The organism is Streptomyces sp. 796.1, assembly GCF_047525675.1.
Taxonomy (GTDB): domain Bacteria; phylum Actinomycetota; class Actinomycetes; order Streptomycetales; family Streptomycetaceae; genus Streptomyces.
Window position 1 is genome coordinate 74,725 of record NZ_JBLIWA010000021.1, and the last position, 24,221, is coordinate 98,945.

The window sequence follows — 24,221 nt, forward strand, 5'->3', positions numbered from 1 at the left end:
TCCCTGATGAGGCGGGCGTGGCAGGGGCCGGGCTGCGGCCGAGTGGGGCGGTGGAGCACGGGGGTGCCGGGTGCGCGGGGCGCGTGCTCGGGGGGCGCAGAGCCGTACGGGACGGTTGATCCGGCCCGGAGGGACCGCGGCGACGGCTTCGAGGTGATGCGGGGTGTGTTCCGAGCCCCGGGCAGGCTCATGGGAATGTGACTGGCGTTGGCCATCGCGGCGGCCGGCGGCTTCTTCGCGCTGTCCATGATCCCCGGCGCGGATGACTCGCTCCCCATTGAGGAGCGGACTATGGCGCCCATACATGTGGACGGCTAGCCAGGCTGATGTGGCCGCCAAGTCAGCTTCCCAGCAGATGAGTGCCGTCCCCTGGGCAGCTTCCCTCCGATCGCCTTGCTGACCGCGGACGGCGAGGTGCTGATCGAATGAACAGCCTGAAGGATGAGACCGGGCACCCAGGGACAAGCGGCCGTTGGAACAAGCTACTTGGTCTTCAACTTGCTCCAAGCCGAAGGGGCGACGACCTTCCTGCCGTCGAACGCAACTCGCCCGACCCTGCCGGCTCCCGATTCAGCCGAGGATGCTGTGGCGTACGCCGTGGGCGTATACCGTGCCGGTTGTCGAGATGCACGACCGGTTCACGGCAAGTTGGTGGTCTGCGTGGGGGCATATGGTGATGAGCCGAAGCGACTTCTACATCGTCGGTGGCCTGTTTCTACTCCTCCACGTGGCCTTATTAGCAAGTCATTTCGTCCTCAGCCGCAAACGCATCACCTACCACGTGCAAGTAGACACCCCGATCTGCGTGGGCCTTCAGGCGACTGACGCCGTCGCGGATTGGGAACTGGGTGGTGGCCAGGGTCACGTCCAGGGCACGTCCCTGGTACGCCTGCGCATCAAGAACGATGGCAACAAAAACATCACGCGGCACGACCTCCAGGAGCCGCTCTCCGTCGAATTCCCCGATCGCCTGATCGTTGCGGTACAGGCCGTGCACGTCGGGGCTGGCCTATGCACGCCATGGACGCGCAACCGAGCTTTCACGGTGTGGAGCAGTAAGTTCACCCTGCCCACATTTCCCCTCAAGCGCCGAGGCCATTTCACCCTGCTCTTCCTACTGGCCGGCGACGGCAACACAGTGGTGGTGAACGGTTATATCGCTGGCGGCTCCATTCGACGCAAGGTCCTCAAAGATCGCGGGACGGCATCCGGGTTCGCGTGGGGCAGGGTGCATGACTGGGGCCCTATCGCCAGCGTGGGCCTGCTGGGCGGTTTCCTCGCGGGCGCCTTCTGGAAAGGTACGTGGGGCCCCCTACCTGAGGTGGCCGCGGACGCCTCGGCACTGCGCAGCGCAACGTGCCTGATCATCGTATGCGTCGTGTGGGCGTGGCTGTGGATCACCCGAGACACAGCCACGGCGCAACACCGAGCGAGCCACCTAGCGGCTGCCGCGAGTGTCTGCTACCTGCTGACGGTCGTCCTGGGGGTGCCCGCCTTCGACGAGGTGGCGAGTGCTTCCTTCAACCCGTCCGAGACAGCCCAGCTCCTCACCTCCGTCGGCGCTTTGGCATCGGCTATCGGGTTCAGCATCGCCTCGATCATCAGGGCCGTGGCCCAGCTCAAGCACAGTCAGGCTGACCTGGAGCGGGCCCGCAGAGGGCAGTCCGCCAGCCCGGCCGACGCCGCCCCGTCCGAACCTGCCGCTGAGCCCGATCCGAACACCCCGTCGCCCTGATACACGCGCCCGAAGCAACCAGAGTCCGAGCTGGTCGGGGCCTCCCCGAAACACCACTGGGGTCACGGTATCGAGCAACCAATGAGCTCCGCCCGTTTTCTCCAGCCCCCCGGTCCTCCCCAGATATCTCCGGGGCACCGGCCCGGGCCCGCCCCGGGACCCCGCACGGTGGGCGGCACTTAGCTTCGGGGCCGTAGACCGGAACGCACCCGCTGGCATTGGGAAGCAGGGACGACTGTGATCTTCTTCTACCCCATCGCGTTCTTTGCCCTGGCCGTGTTCTTCGGCATCTTGATCAGCGTGGGGCCGGAAAACCTGGCCCGAGAGGAAATGAACAAGTACCGCGACCCCACGGCGGCTGCCGACGCTCTGATGCCGTCCGACCGTGAACTCGCCCGTCAGCGGATCGGGTTATGGATCGCGTTGATAGCCATGGTGCTCCTTGGCATCTACTCGCTCAAAATGACCAATGACACCAGTGATCCGCCCCCCGAAGAGAAACAACACTCCACACCCAAGTCTCGGGACTCACTGCTCCATGGGCCGGACCTGACCCTTCCGCCCAAGCCCACTCCCACCTCCACTCCCACCTCCACCCCCACCTCCGCCCCCACCGAGCACGAGAGCCCAGGCGGGGGCGGACTCGACAGGTAGGGGCCGGGCCGACCGCGTAACCCGGGGCCGCCCCCGTAACCCCGAACCACCCTACGAACGCAACGGCCCAGGCCGCCCCAGGCCCGGGCCGTGCTCGCGGGCAATTCGTGTGCTACTCGCCCGCCGCCCTGTCCCCCACCGCGCGGCGGCGCGTCGCAGGGTTGGTGAGGGAGTCGGGGCGCCAGACGCCGTCCACCTGGTAGCGGTCGACGCCTGGGGGGACTATTTCGTCGATGCGGTCCAGGGTCGCGTCGTCCAGGGTGAGGGTGGCGCCCTTCAGGAGGCTCTCCACCTGTTCCTGGGTGCGGGGGCCGATGATGACCGAGGTGACTGCGGGGTGGGCCAGCGGGAAGGCTATGGCCAGTTCCGGGAGGGTGCAGCCCAACTCTTCGGCTAGTAGGGCGAACTGCTCGACCGTATCCAGCTTGGCGACGTTCTCCGGTATCGACTGGTCGAAGCGGTGCGGGCTGAGCGCGGCGCGTCCCACGGTCAGGTCGATGGGCTGGCCCGCGCGGTACTTGCCGGTGAGCAGGCCGCTGGCCAGCGGACTCCAGGTCAGTACGCCCATCTCGTACCGCTGGCAGGTCGGCAGCACCGCGGTCTCCACGCCGCGGCCGAGCAGCGAGTACGGCGGCTGTTCGGTGCGGAACCTGGACAGTCCGCGGCGCTCCGCCACGTGGTGGGATTCGGCGATCCGCTCGGCCGGGAACGTGGAGCTGCCGAAGGCGCGGATCTTGCCCTGCGCGACCAGGTCGCCCAGTACGCCCAGGGTCTCCTCGATGTCGGTCCGCGGGTCGAACCTGTGCACCTGGTAGAGGTCGATCCAGTCCGTGTCGAGCCGCTTCAGGCTCTCCTCCACCGCCCGGGTGATCCAACGGCGGCCGTTGCCGCGCCGGTTGGGGTCCTCGCCCATCGGGAAGTACACCTTCGTCGCGAGCACGACGTCATCGCGCCGGCCCTGCAACGCCTTGCCGACGATCGTCTCCGACTCGCCCGCGGAGTACATGTCCGCGGTGTCGACGAAGTTGATGCCCGCGTCGAGCGCGGTGTGGATGGCCCGCACCGACGCGTCGTGGTCCTTGTTGCCCACGGAACCGAACATCATGGTGCCCAGGCAGTACGTGCTGACTTCGATCCCCGTACGCCCCAGGGGGCGGTAGCGCATGCTCATGGGGTGGCACGTTAGGTGCTGGAGTTGACTCCAAGTCAAGACCTCACGTCGGGGCTGCTGCTGGTGGGGGCGGTGGCTGCGGGCCCCTCCTCTCCGGCTCGTCTTCCTCTCCGGCTCGCCTCCCTCCCCCCGGTTCTCCCCTCCCCGGCTGACGCCGTCGCGTACGCGCTCACCCGCTCACGCCGTCGCGTACGTGCTCCGCCGGCTCACGCCGTCGCGTACGTGCTCCGCCGGCTCACGTCGTGGCGTACGTGGCCAGGGACGGTTCCAGGAGGGTGAACGCCGCTTCCGCCTCGGCCCTGACCTCCGCGGCGATCTCTTCATCCGTGCGGCCCGCGAGGGTCAGTTGCTGAATGCGGGCGAAGAGGACGCGGTGCACCGCGCCGAGTACGGCCGCCGCGGTGCGCGGCTCGACGTCCGTGGCCGCCGCGCCGGTGGCCTCGGCGAGCGCGCCGGCGAGGGCGTCCTCGCGCTGGTCGTGCAGGCCGCGCAGGCAGGTCGTCAGGGTCGGGCTGTCGGCGATCATGCGGGTGAAGCCCAGGCCTGCGAACCCGGCCACCGGGTCCTGCGCGTCGACCGCGGCGAGGAAGGCGCGGCGCAGCGCGGCGAGCGCGGATTCGCCCGGCGCGCGGTCCGCGATGGTCGCGGCCAGCGCACCCGTGAACGCGTCCTGGTGGTCGAGGGCCAGGTCTTCCTTGCGCGGGAAGTAGTTGGTCACCGTCTTCTTGGCGACCCGGGCCGCGTCCGCGATGTCGGCGATGGTGGTGCGTTCGAAGCCCTGCGCGATGAAGAGTTCGGTCGCCCGGTCGGAGATGAGCTGGCGCGTCTCACGCTTCTTGGTCTCGCGCAGGCCGGTCGCTGCGACGTGCGGCGTGGAGTTCTCCTCGATACCCATGGGCAAACCTTACCCCCGTTGTATTTATACGTTGACACCCCGGCGAGGCGGTGCGTAACTTTACGGCCGTTGCAAACTTGCGCCCGTCGGGCGTGGCTGGCCTCCCCTATGCGTCACCGATGCGTCATGGGCGGCCGGCCGACGTCCGGCGCGTAACCCCGGTACCCGGTACGTACGCACCCCCCGCACCACTCCGCACCTCACCGTTCGTCCCGTCCACTCCACGGAGGACTGTTGCTCCAGACCGTTGCTGTTCCCGTCCGCCCCGCGAACCCCGCCGACGTCGACGGCGCTGCGTCCGCGTCCGCGTCGCCTGTCTCCGATCCCGCGTCCACCGCTGCCGCCGCCGCTGCCGTCCGGGCGCGGATCGGCGTACTGGTCAGCGGGCCGCTGCCGGCCGATGCGGAGGTACGGCCGGTCGGCGAGCGGGGCGAGTGGGTACGGGCGCCCGGCGCCGGCGGCGGGGCGGTGATCTACGTGCACGGCGGCGGCTTCGCGCACACCATGCCCGCCGCCGAACGCCTCATGGCGTACCGGTTGTCGCAGGCCACCGGCCGTCCCGCGGTCCGCGTCGACTACCGGCTCGCGCCCGCCCACCCGTACCCGGCGGCGCTGCACGACGTGTTGGACGTCTGGCGGGACGTGCTCGCCGCGGGCGTGCCGGCGGCCGACGTGGTGTTCTTCGGCGAGTCCGCCGGGGCGACGCTGGTGCTGTCGGCACTGCTCGAACTGGCCCGTACGGGGGGGCCGTTGCCCGGCGCCGCGGTGGCCGTCTCCCCGATCACCGACTTCACGCTGTCCGGGGCTTCGGTGGACGGCGCTTCGGTGGACGGCGCTTCGCCGGGCGGGGCCGGCGCCGGTGCGGCGGAGGCGGGTCGCGCGGAGGCCGGTACGCCGGAGGCCGGTACGCCGGAGGCCGGTACGCCGGAGGCCGGTACGCCGGAGGCCCGTGGGGCGGACGTCATCAGTCGGACCGTGCTGGCCGCCATCACGGCCGACTACCTGGCCGGCGCCGACCCGCGGCAGGCCCCGCAGTCGCCGCTGTACGGGTCGTTGTCCGGGCTGCCGCCGCTGCTGTTGGCCGTCGGTGCGGATGAGGTGCTGCTGGATGACGCGCGCCGGTTCGCTGCGGCGGCGGACGCGGCCGGGGTGAGCGTGCGGCTCGATGTGCACGCGGGTATGCCACATGCCTTCCACCTCTCTGACCAGGGCGAAGTGCTGCTCGAACGACTCGCCGCCTGGCTGGCCGACCCGGTCCGTACGCATCGGGTCAGCGAGCCGGAGGCCGGCCCGTACGCGCTGGCCGAGGGGCCCGACGGGGCGCTCTGGCACACCCTGGTGCACGAGAACGCGATCGCCCGCCGCGACCGGTCGGGCCGCGTCACCCGGCAACCGGTGGGCGCCCGACCGACGTTGATCGCGCCCGGCCCGGACGGCGCGCTGTGGTTCACCGAGTACGGGGCGCATCGGGTCGGCCGGATCGTGCCCCCGGGTGCGGCTGTCGGTACGGGCGGGGGCGCGGCCGGTGAGCTGCCGCACGCTGCGGGGGGTGGCACGGCGGGCGGTCGGGGGACGGGTGCCGGCGACGCGGCGGACGGTGTGCAGGACGGGCCGCTCGGTCGGTACGAGTCGGTGGCACTGCCGACGGCCGAGGGCGGCCCGTTCGGGATCGCGGCCGGGCCCGACGGAGCCATGTGGTGCACGCTGTCGGCCGCCGACCGCATTGCGCGGATCGCCCCAGACGGCCGGGTCACGGAGTACCCGGCGCCCGGGTCCTTCCCGTCGTCGCTGGTCACGGGCGCGGACGGGGCGCTGTGGTGCACGCTCAACCAGAGCCATGCCATCGGCCGCATCGACGTCGAAGGGCACGGCACCGCCTATCCGCTGCCGACCGCCGACGCGGCGCCGGTGGGCATCGCGGCCGGCCCTGACGGCGCCCTGTGGTTCACCGAGATCGGCGCCGGCCAGATCGGGCGCATCACGGTGGACGGCACGATCACCGAGTTCCCGCTGCCGGACCGCGCGGCCCGGCCGCACGCGATCGCGCCGGGCCCGGACGGCGCCCTGTGGTTCACCGAGTGGGGCACGGGCCGTATCGGCCGCATCACCACCACCGGCGACCTCACCCACTACGACCTGCCGGATGCGAGCAGCGAACCGCACGGCATCGCCGCGTACGACGGGGCGGTGTGGTGCGCGCTGGAGGTGGGGGCGTTGGCGCGGGTTGCGGTGCCGGAGTGAGGTAGGGGGTGGGGTGGGTGTGCACACTCCGCCGCGGGGGTGGGTGTGCACACCCCCGCCGCGTACGCCCACCCCGCAGTCGCTCCCTCGCCGCGTACGCCCGTATCGGTGGGGTCAGGGGCTCCGGGGCCAGGAGACCGAAGTCAGGAGTCCTGGACGAGGAAGCGGCCCCGGCTGGCGTCCGGTGATACGAAGGCGAAGGCGAGCGGGGCCGAGCCGAGGTCGAGGTGGAAGGGCAGGAAATTCGGGCTCAGTTGGAGCAGGAGTTTCCACGGGCCGCCGGGCGGCCAGCCATCGCCCTGGAAGAAGGCGGGGTGCCGCCCAGTTTGTCGTCGCCGATCGGTTCTGGTTTTCGGCCGGGTTCCGATCCGCTTTCCCCTTCACACTCGGGGGCGTTCGCCCTTTCCGGTTCGAGGTCGGAATCGGGGCGGAGGACGACGGTGTACTCCGCATCCGAGCCGTCCGCGGCGTGGTACAGGCTCGGGCCGCTGACCAGCGGAAGCGTCGCCCCGGTGGAGTCGCCGTCCGGCTGTACGATCACCGCGTTCGCCCCCTCGTCGGGGAAGATGACGTCCGGGTCGAAGAACGTCACGTCACCGAATTCGGCGTGCGTGACGAAGACGTACGCCAGTTTCCCCCGCCCCGCTTCACCGAGCACCGCACCGAGTTCGATCTGACAGACGAACCGCATCGGCTCGCCCCACGCCTCATTCACCGGCCACTGCGGCTCGCCGAGCCATACCGGTTGGCCGCCGAATTTCGTGACCGGGGCGGTGATGGGACTTTCGGCGGGAACGAACGCCTCGATGCGCAGGGTGGCCACCACGAATGCCCTCCTCGGGGAACGGGAGGGAATTGTTCCACCGAGCGGCGGGGCGCGCGGGGTGGGGGCACGCCGTGCGGCCGTACGGGCCAGGCGTGTGCCGTGCGCCCGTACAGGCCGGGGGTGTGCCGTACGTCCGTACAAGGCGGGGTGTGTTCCGGGCCCGCACGGCCTGAGGCCCGCCGCACCCCGGGCAGAGGCGCCTCCCACCCGCCCTGTCCCACTTTCAGCAACACACGTTGCCCCTCCCAGGACGGGCGCGGTGCAATGGGTGTGTGGACAGGACACCCGCCATCGCGCACGCCCTGGCCGAGGTCGGGCCGCGGCTGAAGCGGCTGCGCGCCGAGCGCGGCATCACCCTGGCCGGGCTCTCCGCGGCCACCGGGATCTCCAAGAGCACCCTGTCCCGGCTTGAGTCGGGTCAGCGGCGACCCAGCCTTGAGCTGCTGCTGCCGATCGCGCAGGCGCATCAGGTGCCGCTCGACGAGTTGGTCGGCGCCCCCGAGGTGGGTGACCCGCGGGTGCGGCTCACGCCCCGCACCGCGCACGGCAAGACGGTGGTGCCGCTGACCCGGCAGCCCGGACCGCTCCAGGCGTTCAAGATGGTGCTGCCGGCCAGCCGCGACACCCCGCAGCCGTGCACGCACGAGGGGTACGAGTGGATCTACGTGCTGGCCGGCCGGTTGCGGCTGGTGCTGGCCGACCACGATCTGGTGCTCGGGGCGGGCGAGGTGGCCGAGTTCGACACCCGCCTCCCGCACTGGTTCGGCGCCGCCGGCGGGGCCCCCGTCGAAGTGCTCAGCCTGTTCGGCGCACAGGGCGAGCGGATGCACGTACGGGCCCGACCGCAGCAGCGCCCCGCGGAGCGGTGACCCACCCCACGGCGACCAACCCACCCGCGGCCAACCCATCTCGCTCGGCCCAACCCACGGCCGGCCCGCCCACACCCCACAGATAACCAGTGGAGCACCGCCCAAGCTGATGGCAGGGTGACTCCCATGTCATCGTCCGTAGCCGAACAACTACTCCGTGAACTCCACGCCTCGCTCACCCAGCGCAAGCGTCCCGAGGACGTGGCCCGGCTCATTCAAGAGCTGCATGCCGCACGGGGCACCACCCTCGACGTGGCGACCGGGGCGGCGCTCGCTGCGGCGGCCGAGCACTCGCTCAGCAACCTCTGGCACGGCTACACCTCCATGCTGGAGGACTTCGCTCGCCCAGTCGGCGCCCAGCGCCAACTCGCACGCGCGACAAGCCTGTTTGCGAGCGTTTCGGAACTTCCGGTCAGTGCCGGTGACGACCCCGACCAGATCGAGGCGGTGATCCGGCGCGCGGGCGAGGAGATCGGCAGGGCGTACGGGCAGAACCACTTTGCCGCGGATCGGCTCAACCGGGCCGCGCGTACGGCGGCGGGCCTCGGGGAGATGTCGAAGCGCCAGTACAACAAGCGTTTCCGACTGTTGCGCCGGATGGAGGCCAAGCTGGCCCGGCTCATCCACCAGCACCACTGCCGCGAGGTGACGATGACCGGCAAGGGCGCCCTCGCACACACCCTGTCGTACGAACTGTTCGCCGCCGACGCGGACTCGGCGGCCTTCATCGCGTACCTCACGGCCCGCGGCTACATGCGCAGCGTCTTCACCAACGGCCGGCAGCGTCAGGTCTACGACGAGGTCGCGGAGGCGTTGTTCAACCGCCTGCGGGCCGCTCCCGAGCGGGCCTGCTGGTACGCGGTCGCGCATGCGTACCCGACGACCGAGGTGCTGGCTCGGGTGTCCGACCAGGACCTCACGCGGTTGCTGGTGCGGTGGAACCAGGTCCTGCGACAGGTCGCCGACCTGCTGGAAGGCATCTGGAACCGCCGGCCGCTGGAGCGCAACACGATGATCGTGCGCCGCGGCGACGACTCGACGACCTGGAACCAGGCCGCACAGTCGTGGAACACGGCCCGGGCCCATTGGCTGGCGCTGCTCGAAGAGTTGGGCCAGTACGAGATCCTGGACCGCTTCTGCCCCGGCAAGGTGCCCCGTCTCATGGCCGCCGACGTCGTGGGCTGGCACAGCATGAGCGGGGGCGAGGACGGGAGCGGGGACGGACTGCATCCCGACACCCACGTGTGGGCGGAACTCCCGCTGCCCTGGAAGGTTCTCCGAGGTGAGGAGGAGTGCCCGCGGTCGCTCGTCGAAGCGGTCTGTCTCCGGCATCGGGTGGACCCGGTGGCCCGGGCCTGGACCGGCCCCAGGCCGACGGCCAAGGCCGTTGCCTTCCGGCGAACTCCCGAGCTGGTGCATGGAGTTGCGGTGGCCGATCCGCTCCTGGCCAGCGTGCTCCGGTCGGCCGGGGTCTACTCGGGCAAGGGCATGCGGGCCGCCGCCCAGGAGTAGGAACGACCGGGGGCGAAGGGCACCGGACCGGGCCCGGAAACCGGTTGCCACCGCGCCGCGGTCCGGGCCATGATCTGAGGGCGACGAGGAAGCTCTGCGGTGGAGCACCCGGCTCGGCTTCCGGGTGGACGTAGGTTCGAATCCTGCCCTCGTCGCTTTTTACGTGCCGCCGCGGCGGATCGACGGCCCCACCCGCGCCCCACCCCACCGCCGGGCCAAGCCCCCCCACAGCGACCAACTCACGACCCGCTGAGCAGCTCCCCCAACCAACGCCCACGAGCCACCGCCCCCGGCGCATGGGCGGCGGGGGCGGTGGCGGGGAGCACCGGCCGGGGCGGGGCTGGGAGTCGGCCGGTGGTCTGCGGGGCGCGGGTGTTGCGCGGCGGTTGCTGCACAACCGGTGTTGCGCAGTGGCCCTTGGACGACGGTTGCGGCGCGGCGGTCACGGCGCCGCCGCTTCCGGGCGGGCCGTGGCCGCCGCACAGCCGGTGCTGCGCGCCAGCGCCGTATCCGCGGTTGCTAACCCGCCGTGCGGCGGCGCAGCCGGGTTGCCGCGGCGCCCGCGCCGATGAGCAGGGCGCCGCCGCCGGCGACGGTCGCGACGAGGGCGGCGCCGCCGAGGCCGGAGGAGGACGGGGCGTCGGAGGCGGTGGTGCGCGCCTTCGCCGGGGCTGCCGGGGCCGCCTGTTCGGCCATCGGGGCGGACTGTTCGGCGGCGTTGCCGTAGCCGCCGAACTGGCCGTTGCGCTGGTAGGCCGAGCCGGGCAGCTTGTCGCCGTACGCCTTGTGCACCCGGTCCTGGTAGGCGGCGACGGTGGTGCCGCGGGTGCCGACGGCGTCCCGGGCCGCCTTGTTCAGCGGCAGCACCCGGTCGCCGTCCAGCGCGTACCAGGCGGCTATCTGCGGTTCGGTGAAGACCAGGTCGCCCGCGGTCTTGCGGCCGAAGCTGACCTCGTCGGTGCCGGAGATGACGTTGGCCACCGTCCACTGCTGCGTCTTCGCGTCCCGTACGGTCCACACGGTGGCGGCGGCGCCGGAGGACGAGCGGGCCTCGGACGCCAGGTAGGCGAACTCGGCGACCGGCGTGGACGCCTTGCCCGTGCCGCGGACGAAGTCCGGGTTGAGCGAGTAGACCGGGACGGTGGAGCCGACCAGCTTCGGCGCCTGCCGGGCCGCTTCGTCGCGGGTGACCTGCGCGTTCAGCGTGTCCTTGCCCTTGGCCTGCTGCCGCTGCTCCAGCCTGACGAAGAAGGACGCGATGCGGTCCGTGGTGTCCTGGCTGGTCAGCGTCTTGGCAGCGGCTGCCTGGTCATTGCTGGATACGGTGACCGGGGCCGCCGGACGCGGGCCCTGGTCGGCGGCGGACGCCGCGGGCGCAAGCAGGACAAGGGCGCCGACGCCCGCGGCGAGCGAGGCGCCGCCGAGCCCGCTGAGCCGGCGCGCCGCGCCGGGCTGCCGGGGGCCGCCGGCGGCGGGTGTCTGGGAACGGGTCGGGTGGGAACGGGTCAGGTCCGTCATGGCGCTCACTTCTCCCCGTACAGCGACTCGGCCCAGCGGAACTGGCCATTGCTGACAAAGCTCTGGTAGTTCATCTCGCCGTACCGGGCGCTGCTCGGCCACGGGTCGGCGTACATCAGCGTCCGGCGGCTCGCGTCGTACCCGTACAGCACGCGGGCGTGGCCGCCGCCCGAGGTCCAGTAGATGCCGACCTCGACGGGCGAGTTGGCGTCGATGGTCTGCTGGACCGTCTGGAACGGCAGGGTGCCGGTGGTGCGGCCCGGGTCCATGCCGAGCCGGGACCAGGAACGCTGCACGTCGGAGAGGTAGCCGGGCCGGTTCGGGCACGGCGATGTGGTGGGGAGGCCGCGGGCGTAGGTGCAGAACGTGTTCTGCGAGGTGTCCTGGCCGCGCCCGAGGTAACGCGCGATGGACAGACCGGTGGCGACCCAGCACCACTGGTCCTGGCTCTGCACCAGCTCGTTGAAGGAGAGCTGGGCCGATGCCGTGACGCCGCTGGTGGCGGCGGTGGAGTTGACGCCGGCGGCCTGGGTGCTGCTGGCGCTCGTGCTGCTGGCGGCGTGCGCGGGGGCCGGCGCCGCGGTGGCCGTACCGGCGAGCGGCGCCGCCAGACAGGCGGCAGCGGCCACGCCGCTGACGGCCACGGCAAGCCGCCTGCTTCTCATCGGAGCGGCGGCGTCCTGCTCCGCCGCGGCTGCGGCGCCCACGGGCGCCCGGTGTTTCCGCAGAACCATCGTGTTCTCCTTCTCGCCCGCCGCGCGGGGGCGCCGGGCGATCTCGGGGGAGGGGAGGTGAGCGGGTGGTACGGGGTGGTGCGGTACGGGGGTGGTGCGCGTACTGGATCGCGTACGCGATGTGGTGCGCGCGTACGGGGTGCGGTGCAGGTACGGGGTGTGGTGCGCTCGCCCGGGTCGGGCCGGCCGGCCGCGTCGGGGAACGGCCGGCCGGACCGGGGTCGACCCGGGTCGGGCCCGCCGCCGTACCGCCCCCGCCGGGTCGCCCGGTTGTGCAGGAGCGGCGGTGGGCGGGTGGGGGCGGCAGAGGGTTACGGCCGTGGGTACGGCCAGCGCGGCGGGCGCGCACGGTGCGCTGCCTGGATACGTGGGTGGGGGTGGGGAGTTGGGGGGTGTGGGTGGGCGTGGGGTGAGGTGCTGGGTAGGGGCGGCGGTGGAACGGCGTGGGGTGTCGCCGTGGTGCGGGTGCGCCGCGTGGGGCACGGCGCGGGTGGGGCAGGCACGGTGTCCGGCCCGTGGAGCGCGTCCGTACGCGTCACGTGGGGGCGCGGCGCAACGGTGGGGCCTGCGGTACGGGTGCGCCGCATGGGGTGCGGCGCGGGGTGTCGCTCGTGGTGCCCCCGGACGCGCCGCGTGGGGTGCGGCGTCGTGCCGGGGCCCGGCTTCGGGGGCGGGGGTGGTGCCCCCGTCGGACGAGGTGGGTGCGGCCTCATCCGCCGGCTGGAGGCAAGGCTGGGCCCACCACCCCGCGCCCCGGAACCCCCCGGCGGGAATGCAGGGGGTTTCCCCGTACCCCCCTCGGCCCCCCGCGGCGGAAGCACTTGCCCCGACCGGCGGGCGGCCCGGTTGGCGGACGGCCCCGGCTGGCGGGCGGCCCCAGCGGTCGAGCGGCCCCAGCAGTCGGACGCCCCAACGATCGGGCGGCCCACCTCTCCGCGCCTACGGGTCACCCCGCCGCGCCGACGGGCCGCCCCCGCCGGGTCCGCCGATCACCCGTGCCGTACGGACGGGCCTACAGCCTCAAGTCATACGGGAACAGCCGGACTTGGTGAGCGAGGCCGCCCGGACCAGCCGGCCCCAGCCGCCCCGGCAGCGGCAACGGCCCCGGCAGCGTCGGCCACCCCGCAGTCCCGGCCGACCCCTCACCCCACCCCACCAACGCCGTCCCCCGCCCACCGGTCCCCCGCGTGGTGGAGACGGATGAGGTCGGCGCGGGAGCGGATGCCCAGCTTGCGGTAGACGCGGGTGAGGGTGGCTTCGACCGTCTTGGCGGAGAGGAAGAGGTGGCCGGCGATCTCGCGGTTGGTCGCGCCGCCGGCGACGAGTTCCGCGACCCGGTGTTCGGCCGGGGTCAGCGCCCGGCGCCGACCGGCGGGCAGCGCGGCCGGCGCCCCGGCACCCACACCCACGCCCACGTCCGCGCCCGTCCCCGCACCCCCGCCCACGTCCGCCCCCACCCCCACACCCAACCCACCCACCGCGAACTCCCCCTGTCCGCCCATCACTTCGGCCACCTCAGCCCCCCGCCCCCGCGGAGCGCCCGCCGCCCCGCCGGCCGGGCCCCGGCCGCAGCTCACCCGGTGGAGTTCGGCCTGCGCCTGGTCGAACCAGGGCCTGGCGTCCGCGGCGCGGAAGACGCCCGCCGCCTCCCGCCACGCGGCGAGCGCCGCCGACTCGTGCCGCCGCCGGCGCTCCACCGCGCCCAGCACCAGCAGGTCACGGCCGCGCTCCAGGGGCAGCCCCAGCGCCCGGTGGCCGGCGGCGGCCTCCCGCAGCCGGTCCGCGGCCCCGGCCAGGTCCGCCGACTCGGCCCGTAACAGCGCCTCCGCGCGCAGCAGCGACAGGTCCACGCCGGCCCTGCCGAGTCGGTCGGCCGCCGCGCGCACCTCGCGCACCACCGCGCCGGCCCGCTCGTGGTCGCCCACCGCGACCAGCGCCTCCGCCAGGTCGGCGGCCCAGGGCACGGCCGCCGGGTCCACGATCGAGCGGCGGTGGGCGATCGTACGGGCCTGCGTCAGACACTCGACGGCGGCGACCGGCGCCCGGGTCCGCAGCTGGATCTGCCCCAACACGCAGAGCGCCAACGGCAGGTAGACCATGTCCCGTTCGTCCCGCGCGACCCGTACGCACTCCCGGGCCAGCGCCTCGGCCCGCTCCAGGTCGCCGCCGGCGGCCTCGGCGACCGCGGCCGAGTAGCAGACCTGGCCGATGATCGCGCCGAGCGCGCGGGCCAGGCCGAGCGCCTCGTGCGCGGCGTGCAGGGCCCGGCCGCAGCGCCCGGCGCGCACGTCGACGTCCACCGACGAACCCACCAGGAACAGCATCTCCTCCACGTCGTCCGACCGTCTGGCGCGGCGCAGGAGGCGGTCGATCTCGGTGCCGGCGTCGGTGAGCCGGTCCGCGAAGAAATCGATCCTGGCCTTGATGGCGCGCGGCCCGTTGTGCCCGCCGGTCGGGCCCGCGTCCTGCGGCCTGGCCAGCGCCCTCGCCAGGACGTCGCGGGCGTCGCCGCGGCCCTGGAGGGTGCCGGTGAACGCCTGGAGCGAGAGCGCCATCAGCTCCGTCGTACGGTCCCCGGCGCGCTGCGCGAGCGCCGCGGCGCGGGCCGCCTCCGCCCAGGCCAGCGGGGTGTCACCGGCACTGATGTGGGCCTTGACGCCGCGCAGGTAGTGCAGCCTGGCCCGGGCGCCCGGGTCGTCACCCGCGTGCGCGAACGCCGCGGCGAACACCTCGTCCAGGTCGTGCATCGCCTGGTTGGCCGCGTTGATGATCAGCACGCACGCGCGCACGTGCTGGGCCGGGTCAGGGGCCCGGTCGGTGACCCGTTCGGCCAGTTCGCGGCAGAGCTCGTAGTCGGCCGCCGCGTACGCGTGGGACGCCCCGCTCAGCAGCCGCTCGCAGCGCAGTTCGGGCGCGCTGGCCGGGGTGCGCAGGGCGGCGAGCCTGGCCAGCGCGGCGGCGTCGTCCGCGGAACCGCGCCGCCGCGCCTGCTCGGCCGCGCCCGCGAGCACCGCCGCCACCCCCGCGTCCGGCCCGGGCGCGGCCAGCGCGAGGTGGCGGGCGTGTTCGGCCGGGTCGAGCGTGGCGGCGGCCAGCCGGGCGTGCGCGGTGCGCCGCTCGGCGGCGGACGCCGCGGCGTACACGGCGACGGCGTCCAACGGTCGCGCGAACCGCACGGCGGTCCCGTCGTCCGACATGACCAACAGACCGGCGGCCAGGGCGGGGGCGAGGGGGTGGGTTGGAGCGTGCGGGGTGAGGTGGGCTGCGGGGTGGGCGGCTATCGGCTCGGCCGCGGGGTGGGTTGGAGCGGCGTGCGGAGTGGCTTGGGCTGCCGGCTGGGTCGCGGGGTTGGCCGCGGGGTGGGTTGGAGCGTGCGAGGTGGGGTGGGTTACGGGGTGGGTTACGGGTTCGGCTGTGGGGTGGGTGTACGGGGTGGGGGTGGTGGCGCGCGGCGCGGAGCTCGTACGCGGCTCGACCACGGCGCCGAAATCACCTTCAACTACCCTCGCATTTAAGCTAGTTGGCACGCCCTGACCACCCGAGCCGAGCCCCGCGAGGAAGCGCAGCCCCGCACCCGCCCGGCCGGCCGGACCGTCGCCCGCGCAAGCCTCGGGCCCCGCGGCGACCTCCCGTACGGGCGACGGCCGCGCGCCGGCAGCCCGCCGGCCCGGCGCCGCACCACAGTCCGGCACGGCGCTGCAACCCAGCACCGCGCCACGGTCCAGCACCGCGCCACGGTCCGTGACCGCCGTACGGGCCGCCGCGTCCAGCAACCCCAACTCCACCGGCCCCTTCCGTACCGCCGCCGCCATCAGCAGCAGCCCGCGGCCGGCCGGCGAGATGCCGGTGAGCCGTTCCGCGAGGTCCGCGCGGATGTGTTCGGGGAGGGGCAACGGCTGGTCGCGGGTGGGGAGTTCGGGCAACCGGTCAAGGGTGCGGACGATCTCCAGGGCGTCCAGGAGGTCCCCGTCACACGCCTCGTGCACCCGTCTGACCAGCCAGTACGGCAGCTTCTTGGCGACGTGGCGGTCGAGTAGTTCGCGCAGTTCGGGTGCGGCGGGCGCCGGGAGTTCGCGGATCAGCGCGGGCCCCGGGCACAGCGCCGCGCCGGTCTGCGGGCCCGCCCCGGCGCGCGCCGTCTCCGTCACGACCGCCCGTACCCGCACCGGACCGAGCCGGCGCGCCGCGAACGCCAGCGTCTGCGCGCTCTGCTCGTCCACGCACTGCGCCCCGTCGACCGCGAGCAGCACCGGGCCGCGCGCGGTCAGCCCGCGCAGCAGCGCCAGCAGCCCGAGCCGCACGCCCACCGGGTCGGGCCCGCCGGCCGCGGGTTCCTCGCGGCGCAGCACGGCGCGCAGCGCGGACCGCTGCGGCGGCGGCAGCGCGCCGAGCGCGTCATCGGCCAGCGGGTCGAGCAGGTCGGCGAGGGTCGCGTACGGCAACGGGCGCTCCGCGGCGCCCGGTTCGGACCACAGCACCGTGCCGGCGTGGTCGCGGGCGCCTTCGACCAACCCGCGCAGTACGTACGACTTGCCGACGCCGCGCGGCCCGAACAGCACCACGCTGCCGCCGTCGGCGAGGTGGCGCCGGGCCGCGAGCACGACATCGTGCCGCGTGACGGGTTCACAGTCCACGACGGTTTCCTCACGAAGCACGGCCCGCGCCGCCCCGCCCCGCGGGCCCGGAATTTCGTTACATGGTCATGCCACGTCGATCCCCCGTCAACGCCCCGCACGGGCCGCCGTTCGGTGGGAGTGCTTCACGGGTACGCGCCGGGGGGCGTCCCGTGGGGGCGCCACGGGGATCGGCGCGGAAGCGCTACGCGGACGGCGAGCCCGACGGCGTGGCGGCGCTCGGTGACGTCCCCGCACCGCCCGACGGCAGGGTCGATGGCGTGCCGGGCCGTGGCTCGATGGTCGGAGGTACGGGCTGGTCAGCGGGGCCCTGCCCGCCCCCGCCCGGGTTCTGCGGGGTCGGCGTGTGCGGGGTGGGGCCCGTCGGTACGTCGGGGGTACCGGGGACACCGGGCGACGGGTCGCGCGGCTGCTCGCTGGCGGCGCCGCCCCGCGTCGGGTCGTCGGTCGGGGTCGGGTCGACCGTGGGTTGCGGCGCGGCTTCCGTCGGGGTGGCCGACTCCGGCGCGGGCGCGGTCGGCACGGGGCGCGGGGTGCCCGTCGGAGCCAGCGGCTCCACCTTCCCCTCGGGCCCCGAACCCGGCAGCACGAGCGCCGCCACCACCGCCAGCACGACCACCGCGCCCGCGCTGCCCACCGAGGCCACCAGGCGGCGCCGGCGCAACCGCCGCCCGCCCGTGACGGCCGCATCGGTCATGCTCGACAGCGGCGGCTCCGCCGCACCGTCGAGGATCTCCGCGAAGGCGAAACGCACCTCGGCGCCCTCGCCCTGCTCCTGCTCCGGCCCCCGCACCTGCTTCGGCTCCCGCGCGTACTCCCGCCCCGGCTGCGGCGCGTACTCCCGCTCCCGCTCCGGCCCCCGCGCGTACTCGCGCTCCGACTCCGGCGACATCCCGTCCCTCACCTCCCACTCACCCCGTTCGCTCCGCCCACACCACGGGCCCCACCCAAGCGACTCGTCCCGGCGGCCCTGCTGTTCTTGCTGGTCTTCCTGGGCCTGCTGGGCTCGCCGTGCGCGTGCTGCGTCCTTGCGGCACTGTCCGTACGGGCCGCGCCGGCCGTGCTGGCAGCGCTCGCCGTACCGGTCGTGTTGCCCGTACTGCCCGTACCGCCCGTACTGCCCGTACCGCCCGTATTCGCCGTACGAGCCGTACGCAGCACACGGGTCGTACCACCCGCCCCGGAAGCCCCGCCCCCGGAAGCCCCCTCCCCCGCCCCCTCTCCCTCCACCATGCCTTCCACCAGCCCGCGCAACCGTTTCAGCCCCCGCGCGCACTGGCTCTTGACCGTACCCGGGGTGACCCGCAGCGCCTCCGCGGTCTGTTCGACGCTCCAGTCCTCCCAGAAGCGCAGCACCAGCACGGCCCGGTACCGCGGCGGCAGTTCCATCAGCGCCGACTGCATCACCAGCCGCAGCTCCGGCGCGTCGGCCGCCACCTCGGGCGCCCCGCGCACGCCCGGCACCTCGTCCACCGGTTCCTCGCGCCACTGGCCCTTGCGGTACTGGTCGATGAAGGTGCGAGTGAGGATGGTGCGCGCGTACGCGTCCACGTTGCCGTCCTTGCGCACCCGGCCCCACGCCGCGTACAGCTTCATCAAGGTGGCCTGGGTCAGGTCCTGGGCGTGGTGCCAGTCGCCGCAGAGCAGGTACGCGTTGCGCCGCAACTGCGCCTGCCGTGCCTCCGCGAACTCCCGGAACTCGCGCTCCCGGACTGCTTCCCGCACCCGCCCGACCTCCCACCGACCCCGTACGCATGACCTCGGGCGCCGCCTGACCCGTACGCCCGGCCCCGGGCACTCGTCCCTTACGCCCGGCCCCGGGCACCCGGGCTCGTGCCCTCGTCCTCGTGCTCCCGTCCTCTTAGGTACGGGAGCGGGGGCGGCCGGGTTGCACGCCCGGCCGAAAAAGACGGCGACGGGATTTTTCGCGGCGGCGTGCAACCCGTTCGGCGGCGGCCCCGTAAACCCCTCACACAGGGCTTCGGCCCGCCGGGCGGGACCGCGGCCCGCCCGGCGGAGCCGTCCGCCGCGCACCCGACGTGCGCCGCACGCCCTGCGTGCCCCCGCGTGCGCTGCGGCCGGTCCACCGGCCCGCGCCCGCCCCAGCCCACTGGCTCGCTGGCGCTAGTCCACTGGCTCCCTGGCCAGCTAGTCAGCTAGCTAGCCCGCTACGCATTTGCCCATCTCGCAAGGAGAGAACGTGACCAAGCGCCTCATCGCAGGCCGAGCCCGTCGGCTGATCCTCGGTGTGACGGCCGGCGGTGCCCTGGCCCTGGCCGGCTGGGCCACCGTCGCCAGCGCGGACGCCGGCGGCGGCGCCAAGCCGTCCACCCGGCCGGCCGTCTCCGAGCCGGACGCGGAACCCGCGGAGGTCGCGCGGCCGGTCCCGCCGAAGGACAAGCCGGCCCCCGTCCCCGCCCCGCCGAAGGACAAGCCGGCCCCCGCGCCGGTCCCGCCGAAGGACAAGCCGGCGCCCGTCCCCGCGCCGCCGAAGGACAAGCCCGCGCCCGCCCCCGTACCGCCCACGAGCAAGCCCGCGCCGGCGCCGGCGCCCGAGGTCGAGGTCCCCGGCCGGCCCACCGAGCCCCGCCCGATCCCGGACGTGCACTACACGCCGGGCCAGTCGGCCGTCCCCGCGCCGGTCCCGCCCACGTCCGACCGGGCGCCCGGCCAGCCGGCCGCGCCGGCCCCCGTACCGCCGTCGTCCCACCCCTCGTCCTCCCACCCGTCGGTGACCCCGGCCCCGCGCGGCTGACCGACCGCACCACGCACCACCCAGGGGGGAAGACCGCACCACCCGTCGCTCCCGCGGGCCGCCTCGACCAGGGCCCGCGGGAGCGACACCCGTGCCCGCACCACGCCCCACCCCTCACTCACGCCACGCCCTCCCCGCGCCACGCACCCCCCACCAGCCGCACCGGCCGCAGGCTCCCGTCGGCCACCCGCCGCGACACCTCCTCCCGCTCCCGCACCACCCGCCGCTCCCCCTCCGGTATGAACGACCAGTCGGCCCGGGTCACCGCCCGGCCCCCGTACACCGGCTCCCAGGTCACGGCGTGGAACGGCCCGACCTCCGGCGCCAGCGTGGCCAGGCAGTGCACCGCACTCCGGTGGAACCACTTGCCGACCACCGTCACGGGCAGCCCGGCGGCCTTCGCCTCCCGCAGGTACGGCAGCGAGAACTCCACGTTCTGCCAGGTGTTGGCGGCCATCGCCTCACACCGAATCACCGCGTCGGGCACCCCCCGCTCGATCAACAGCCGCCGGAACTCGGGCGCCGCCACGAACCCACTGTGCCGGCTCACCCCACCGGTCACGATGATCAGCCGCGCCGCCCCCCGCCGGTACCACTCGGTGGCGATCTCCGCAGGCTGCACCTGACTGCTCCCGAACACGAACAACGCCCCCGCCACCCCCACCGGCGGCGGCGCCTCGATGTCGACGTACGACGTGATCTCGTCCACCTGCTCGGGATGAAGGCTCTGCGTGTCCATGGGCCGTTCCTCGACGTTCTCGTACGGGTGCCTGGGGATGCCCCAAATCTAGACAGCCCGGGACCAGTTGCGGCCCTTCACGTAGGGGGGAAGTGCGGTGGCCGGGGCCCCGTGGGGTGGGAGTGGGACTGACCACCCGCGGCTACGCGCCGCCGGCACCGCGTACCGACAGGCACGCGGTGCCCCGCTCCGCACGCCATCAGACAGCCCCGCACCCGAGGGCGGGGGGCTTCCACCTCTTCAGCACCCCATCACGGATTGCGCTTATTGCGTTTATTGCGGATACTCGTCTTAGTGACTACCCACTAAGACGACATCACCGTGACGCATCGAGCCCTCCAACGGCTAAAAAACCCCGGAGGGCTCCACTTCCTCAGCCCGTCCGCCGCGCGTCCCCACACGGCGGACGACCCTGAACCTCCTAGCCTCCGCGCCATCCCCAATCCGCCGCTGACCAGCGGTGGCCCCCCTGGCGCCCGCCCAAGTCGCATTGAAGGGGCGAACCACGTGACCAAGACCGACTTCCGTCCCGTAAAGCTGCCGCACGACCAGCAGAAGACCGCGAACGACGCCCTCACCAGGGTCCGGACCTATCTGGCGGAGCACCAGACCGTCACCCAGGTCTCCTTCAACATGGCGGACGACGGCGCCGACGAGCCCCTGGCGCTCCCCCGCGAGGTCGTAGAACTCCTCGCGACCGCACTCGATCACCTCAGGGCCGGCCGCGGCGTCGCCCTCGTCCCGTCCGATGCCGAACTCACCACGCAACAGGCCGCCGACCTGCTCAACGTGTCCCGCCCCTTCCTGATCGGCCTCCTGGAAGCCGGCGAGATCGCCTATCGCACGGTCGGCACGCACCGCAGGATCACCGCGTCGTCCCTCCTGGACTATCAGCGCAAGGACGACCACCGCCGCCAACAGATGGCCGATGAGCTCACACAGCTCGGCCAGGAGATGGGAATGTACTAGGTCATGGCTTTCGTCGCCGTCTACGACGCCAACGTTCTGTACCCCAGCACGCTGCGCGATCTTCTCATCCGTGTGGCACAAGCACGTGTGGTGCAAGCGAAGTGGACGGACCAGATACTCGACGAGACCTTCCGCAGCATCCAGCAAAACCGGCCGGACCTAGACCCGCGCAAGTTGGCGAGGACACGCGAGCTGATGGCTGGCTCCATCCGCGACGTACTGGTCAAGGGTTACGAGCCGCTACTCGAAGACCTCGATCTGCCGGACGCGGGTGACCGCCATGTCCTGGCAGCCGCCATCCACGCACGAGCTCAGTCCATCATCACGTTCAACCTCAAGGACTTCCCGACGGCCCGGTTATCCACTTGGGGCATCCAGGCCGTCCACCCCGACGCCTTCCTCGAAGCCCAGGTGCGGCTGTCGCCGCAGTTGATCCACACGGCGCTGGCGCAGATCGCAGCCGCCTGGAGGACCCCTCCGAACGCGACGGTCAGGGACGTGATCGCGTCGCTAGAAAAGGACGGACTCGTCGCTACGGCGGCGGCCCTACGGGACGTGCCCTGAGGGCCGTAAACCCCAACCGGGCCACCGCAGCACCGTCAACCCGCGACAGCCGCACCGCGTCGGCGACGAAGCTCCACCCTGCCGACGCGGTGCGGCTGTTCGCTGTCGACGCAGTTGGTCGCCGACAGCACCGACAACAAGTGAGGCTGCAACTCGCTCGATCTATCGATCTCGAAGCAGGACCAGGTCCACCACCTCCGTGGCCCGGCCGCGCCTGGCGAAACCGGCCACGGCCGGGAATCTGGCCGCGCGGCTGGGCAAGGCCCCACCACAGAAATGGCCCCGCCGCCCCTTCTTCCCCCTAGCTCTCCCACCCAATCGAACTGACCCCACGATCGGCGTCGAACCGTACGCACAGCACCTCGTCCGAATGCTCCGGTACGAGGCCGAAGTCCAGCCAGAAGGACAGGTCGCCGTCGGCGGCCTGGTGGAAGGCGAGGCCCGTGGCGCGGAAGAAGTCCGCCAGGGCCGCCGGCGAGCCCGTACCGGAGAGGAACGCGTGCGCCGCCGCCGGGAAGTCGCCCTCCAGGTCGCCGAGCTCCTCGACATGGAAGCGGACGAACTCCACGGCACTCGAATCCACCTTGGCGAGCTCCCCGCGGAGGGCGGATCGTGCCTGGTCAACCAGTTCGTGGAAGGCGTCGACGGTCGGCGCGACCGTGGCCAGGAGCCGGGGTTCGGCGCTCACTTCTTCGGCGATGTACAGCCAGCAGGAATCCCCACCGGCCCCACTCACCACGACCTGCCCGGCGAACCCACTCGCGGCGTCGAATTCGAGCGTCCCGACGAGCGTGGACGTGATGGTGGTCTGCATGGCGCCATGGTGTCACGAGGCAAAATCCGGCCCCGGGTGGGCTGGGGCCGGGGGCGGGGCCGGGGTGAGGCGGGCCGGGGCGGACCGAGCCCGGGAACCGACCCCAGCCACCCCGTAACCACCCACCCCGTACACACATCAATGCCGCTCCGCAGCCGCCTTCCGCGGGAGCAACGGCAGGCACAGGGCGCAGGCCAGCACGATCCCCAGGACGAGGAGCAGGCTGGTGGTCACGGCGTGCGGGGAGCCGTGAGCGTCAGCGCCGGCCAGGTACGCGGTGGAGATGAGGGCAGCGCCGATGGCGTTGGCAAGTTGCTGAACGGCGTTGAGGGTGCCGCTGGCGCTGCCGGCCTGTTCCTCGGTGACGTCACCGAGCGCGACGGCGAACACCGAGCCGAAGCAACTCCCCATCCCGAGACCGCACACCAACAGCGGAAGGGCCAGCGCCCACAGGGTGTCCGGGACGAGCCGCACCACCGCCAGGTACCCCACGATCCCGGCCGCGACCAGCGCGAGCCCGGCGGCGACCAGCCGGCGCCCCGACTCGGCGGCCACACCCCGCGCGGCGAAGGCGGCGACGATGATGCCCAGCGACATCGGCGCCATGATCCCGGCGGCGGCCAGCGGGCCCAGGTGGTGGCCCTGTTGCAGATAGAGCGAGGTCACGTACAGCAGGCCGGCGACGGCGGCGAAGAAGACCGAGCCGACGAGCAGCCCGGCGACGAAGCCGCGGTTACGGAACAGGGCCGGGGTCAGGAACGGGTCGGCACTGCGCACCTGGTACGCGGCGAACATCAGCAACAGCACGACCCCGATGGCCATCGCCGCGACCGAACGCGCCTGCCAGTCCCCGCTCCCCCCGTCGACCAACCCCCAGAGCACGCCGAGCAACCCACAGATCAGGACGAGCGCGGCAGCCGGGTCGAGCACCACGCTGCTGTCCCCCGGATGGTCGGGCAGCAACCTGGCAGCGACGATGAAGAGTCCGACCCCGAGGACGACGTTGATCAGGAACACCGACCGCCAGCCGAGCCCGAAGGGGTCGATATGGATGAGGACGCCGGCGAGGACGGGCCCGCTGATTGCGCTCATCCCCATCAGCGGCCCGAACAGGCCGAAGACCTTGCCGAGTTGGTCGCGCGGGAAGGCCCGCAGCAGGATGCTGAACCCCTGCGGGATGAGCAGGGCGCCGAACCCGCCCTGCACGATGCGGGCCACGACGATGCCGAAGGGCTCGCCGGCGAACGAGCAGCCGGCGGACCCGATGGTGAAGCCGGCCAAGCCGATGAGGAACATGCGGCGGGTGCCGAACTTGTCACCCAACCGGGCCCCGAGCACGAGCATCGAGCCCAGCGCGAGCGCGTAACTCGACCCGAGCCAGGGCGTCAGGGACGACGATCCGTGCAGGTCATCGACGATCGAGGGCGCTGCGATGTTGGTGACGGTCGTACTGAGGAGGTCGAGGACGTCCGCGACCAGGATGGTCGCGAAGATCCACCATCGCACGGCCGGAGCGGGATGGGAGGAGGAGTTGTCGGGCATGCCAGAGCACACTCTCTGTCCGAGAGATTCAGACGAGCCGCACCGGACT

The 24,221-nt window shown here is 73.0% G+C and carries 18 protein-coding genes, 1 tRNA gene and 2 pseudogenes; 10 read left to right on the plus strand and 11 right to left on the minus strand.

Annotated elements, in window-relative coordinates; all coding sequences use genetic code 11:
- Positions 1-676 precede the first annotated feature (676 nt).
- Positions 677-1,735, plus strand: a complete 1,059-nt coding sequence (locus ACMA1D_RS16380) for a hypothetical protein (protein ID WP_414724707.1) — start codon at positions 677-679, stop codon at positions 1,733-1,735.
- Between the two features lie 237 nt (positions 1,736-1,972).
- Complete coding sequence (locus ACMA1D_RS16385) at positions 1,973-2,389, plus strand: hypothetical protein (RefSeq protein WP_414724708.1); 417 nt, start codon at positions 1,973-1,975, stop codon at positions 2,387-2,389.
- Between the two features lie 112 nt (positions 2,390-2,501).
- Here ACMA1D_RS16385 and ACMA1D_RS16390 read toward each other — a convergent pair whose 3' ends face one another.
- Together ACMA1D_RS16390 and ACMA1D_RS16395 are read right to left on the minus strand one after the other, a co-directional pair.
- The gene (locus tag ACMA1D_RS16390) at positions 2,502-3,554 is read right to left on the minus strand and encodes an aldo/keto reductase (RefSeq protein WP_414724744.1); all 1,053 of its coding nucleotides are present in this window, start codon (positions 3,552-3,554) and stop codon (positions 2,502-2,504) included.
- Positions 3,555-3,795: 241 nt separating this feature from the next.
- Positions 3,796-4,455 carry a TetR/AcrR family transcriptional regulator gene (locus ACMA1D_RS16395; RefSeq protein ID WP_414724709.1) on the minus strand — a complete coding sequence of 220 codons (660 nt, stop codon included), beginning with the start codon at positions 4,453-4,455 and terminating at the stop codon, positions 3,796-3,798.
- Between the two features lie 477 nt (positions 4,456-4,932).
- On the opposite strand from ACMA1D_RS16395, the pseudogene ACMA1D_RS16400 reads away from it, so the two are divergent.
- Positions 4,933-5,640 (plus strand): annotated as a pseudogene (locus ACMA1D_RS16400) (alpha/beta hydrolase); the annotation flags it as partial.
- 33 nt (positions 5,641-5,673) lie between these two features.
- Positions 5,674-6,696 carry a virginiamycin B lyase gene (locus tag ACMA1D_RS16405; RefSeq protein WP_414724745.1) on the plus strand — a complete coding sequence of 341 codons (1,023 nt, stop codon included), beginning with the start codon at positions 5,674-5,676 and terminating at the stop codon, positions 6,694-6,696.
- A 250-nt stretch (positions 6,697-6,946) separates the two neighbouring features.
- Here the strand turns inward: ACMA1D_RS16405 and ACMA1D_RS16410 are convergent, their stop codons facing one another.
- Entirely contained in the window at positions 6,947-7,522 is a 576-nt protein-coding gene (locus ACMA1D_RS16410) for a hypothetical protein (protein WP_414724710.1), read from the minus strand.
- Between the two features lie 272 nt (positions 7,523-7,794).
- Between ACMA1D_RS16410 and ACMA1D_RS16415 the strand changes: the two genes are divergently transcribed.
- The 3 genes from ACMA1D_RS16415 (at position 7,795) to ACMA1D_RS16425 (ending at position 10,058) form a co-directional block, all read left to right on the plus strand.
- Positions 7,795-8,391 carry a helix-turn-helix domain-containing protein gene (locus tag ACMA1D_RS16415; RefSeq protein ID WP_414724711.1) on the plus strand — a complete coding sequence of 199 codons (597 nt, stop codon included), beginning with the start codon at positions 7,795-7,797 and terminating at the stop codon, positions 8,389-8,391.
- Between the two features lie 126 nt (positions 8,392-8,517).
- Positions 8,518-9,903, plus strand: a complete 1,386-nt coding sequence (locus ACMA1D_RS16420; RefSeq protein ID WP_414724712.1) for a hypothetical protein — start codon at positions 8,518-8,520, stop codon at positions 9,901-9,903.
- Between the two features lie 82 nt (positions 9,904-9,985).
- Positions 9,986-10,058 (plus strand) — tRNA-OTHER (locus ACMA1D_RS16425).
- 364 nt (positions 10,059-10,422) lie between these two features.
- Here the strand turns inward: ACMA1D_RS16425 and ACMA1D_RS16430 are convergent.
- The 5 genes and pseudogenes from ACMA1D_RS16430 to ACMA1D_RS16450 form a co-directional block, all read right to left on the minus strand.
- Positions 10,423-11,421: a hypothetical protein gene (locus ACMA1D_RS16430; protein ID WP_414724713.1), complete on the minus strand. Its 999-nt coding sequence runs from the start codon at positions 11,419-11,421 to the stop codon at positions 10,423-10,425.
- 5 nt (positions 11,422-11,426) lie between these two features.
- Positions 11,427-12,155: a papain-like cysteine protease family protein gene (locus ACMA1D_RS16435; protein ID WP_414724714.1), complete on the minus strand. Its 729-nt coding sequence runs from the start codon at positions 12,153-12,155 to the stop codon at positions 11,427-11,429.
- A gap of 1,142 nt (positions 12,156-13,297) precedes the next feature.
- The gene (locus ACMA1D_RS16440; protein ID WP_414724715.1) at positions 13,298-16,789 is read right to left on the minus strand and encodes an AAA family ATPase; all 3,492 of its coding nucleotides are present in this window, start codon (positions 16,787-16,789) and stop codon (positions 13,298-13,300) included.
- A 184-nt stretch (positions 16,790-16,973) separates the two neighbouring features.
- Complete coding sequence (locus ACMA1D_RS16445; protein WP_414724716.1) at positions 16,974-17,681, minus strand: hypothetical protein; 708 nt, start codon at positions 17,679-17,681, stop codon at positions 16,974-16,976.
- A 338-nt stretch (positions 17,682-18,019) separates the two neighbouring features.
- Positions 18,020-18,514, minus strand: a pseudogene (locus ACMA1D_RS16450) (SigE family RNA polymerase sigma factor); the annotation flags it as partial.
- A 475-nt stretch (positions 18,515-18,989) separates the two neighbouring features.
- On the opposite strand from ACMA1D_RS16450, the gene ACMA1D_RS16455 reads away from it, so the two are divergent.
- A complete protein-coding gene (locus ACMA1D_RS16455) occupies positions 18,990-19,544 on the plus strand; it encodes a hypothetical protein (protein WP_414724717.1) in 555 nt (184 codons plus the stop codon).
- Positions 19,545-19,662: 118 nt separating this feature from the next.
- On the opposite strand, the gene ACMA1D_RS16460 is transcribed toward ACMA1D_RS16455, so the two are convergent.
- The gene (locus ACMA1D_RS16460; protein WP_414724718.1) at positions 19,663-20,283 is read right to left on the minus strand and encodes a YdcF family protein; all 621 of its coding nucleotides are present in this window, start codon (positions 20,281-20,283) and stop codon (positions 19,663-19,665) included.
- 507 nt (positions 20,284-20,790) lie between these two features.
- Between ACMA1D_RS16460 and ACMA1D_RS16465 the strand changes: the two genes are divergently transcribed.
- Entirely contained in the window at positions 20,791-21,252 is a 462-nt protein-coding gene (locus ACMA1D_RS16465; RefSeq protein WP_414724719.1) for a helix-turn-helix domain-containing protein, read from the plus strand.
- 3 nt (positions 21,253-21,255) lie between these two features.
- On the plus strand, positions 21,256-21,816 hold the full coding sequence (locus ACMA1D_RS16470; protein WP_414724720.1) for a PIN domain-containing protein: 561 nt from the start codon (positions 21,256-21,258) through the stop codon (positions 21,814-21,816).
- 301 nt (positions 21,817-22,117) lie between these two features.
- On the opposite strand, the gene ACMA1D_RS16475 is transcribed toward ACMA1D_RS16470, so the two are convergent.
- A complete protein-coding gene (locus tag ACMA1D_RS16475) occupies positions 22,118-22,630 on the minus strand; it encodes a DUF2004 domain-containing protein (RefSeq protein ID WP_414724721.1) in 513 nt (170 codons plus the stop codon).
- A gap of 138 nt (positions 22,631-22,768) precedes the next feature.
- Positions 22,769-24,172, minus strand: a complete 1,404-nt coding sequence (locus tag ACMA1D_RS16480) for an MFS transporter (protein ID WP_414724722.1) — start codon at positions 24,170-24,172, stop codon at positions 22,769-22,771.
- Positions 24,173-24,221: the final 49 nt, after the last annotated feature.

Coding starts and splice junctions, on each gene's coding strand:
- ACMA1D_RS16380 (WP_414724707.1), top strand. CDS start 677: ATGAGCCGAAGCGACTTCTACATCGTCGGTGGCCTGTTTCTACTCCTC.
- ACMA1D_RS16390 (WP_414724744.1), bottom strand. CDS start 3,554: ATGCGCTACCGCCCCCTGGGGCGTACGGGGATCGAAGTCAGCACGTAC.
- ACMA1D_RS16395 (WP_414724709.1), bottom strand. CDS start 4,455: ATGGGTATCGAGGAGAACTCCACGCCGCACGTCGCAGCGACCGGCCTG.
- ACMA1D_RS16420 (WP_414724712.1), top strand. CDS start 8,518: ATGTCATCGTCCGTAGCCGAACAACTACTCCGTGAACTCCACGCCTCG.
- ACMA1D_RS16430 (WP_414724713.1), bottom strand. CDS start 11,421: ATGACGGACCTGACCCGTTCCCACCCGACCCGTTCCCAGACACCCGCC.
- ACMA1D_RS16435 (WP_414724714.1), bottom strand. CDS start 12,155: ATGGTTCTGCGGAAACACCGGGCGCCCGTGGGCGCCGCAGCCGCGGCG.
- ACMA1D_RS16445 (WP_414724716.1), bottom strand. CDS start 17,681: ATGTCGCCGGAGTCGGAGCGCGAGTACGCGCGGGGGCCGGAGCGGGAG.
- ACMA1D_RS16460 (WP_414724718.1), bottom strand. CDS start 20,283: ATGGACACGCAGAGCCTTCATCCCGAGCAGGTGGACGAGATCACGTCG.
- ACMA1D_RS16470 (WP_414724720.1), top strand. CDS start 21,256: ATGGCTTTCGTCGCCGTCTACGACGCCAACGTTCTGTACCCCAGCACG.
- ACMA1D_RS16475 (WP_414724721.1), bottom strand. CDS start 22,630: ATGCAGACCACCATCACGTCCACGCTCGTCGGGACGCTCGAATTCGAC.
- ACMA1D_RS16480 (WP_414724722.1), bottom strand. CDS start 24,172: ATGCCCGACAACTCCTCCTCCCATCCCGCTCCGGCCGTGCGATGGTGG.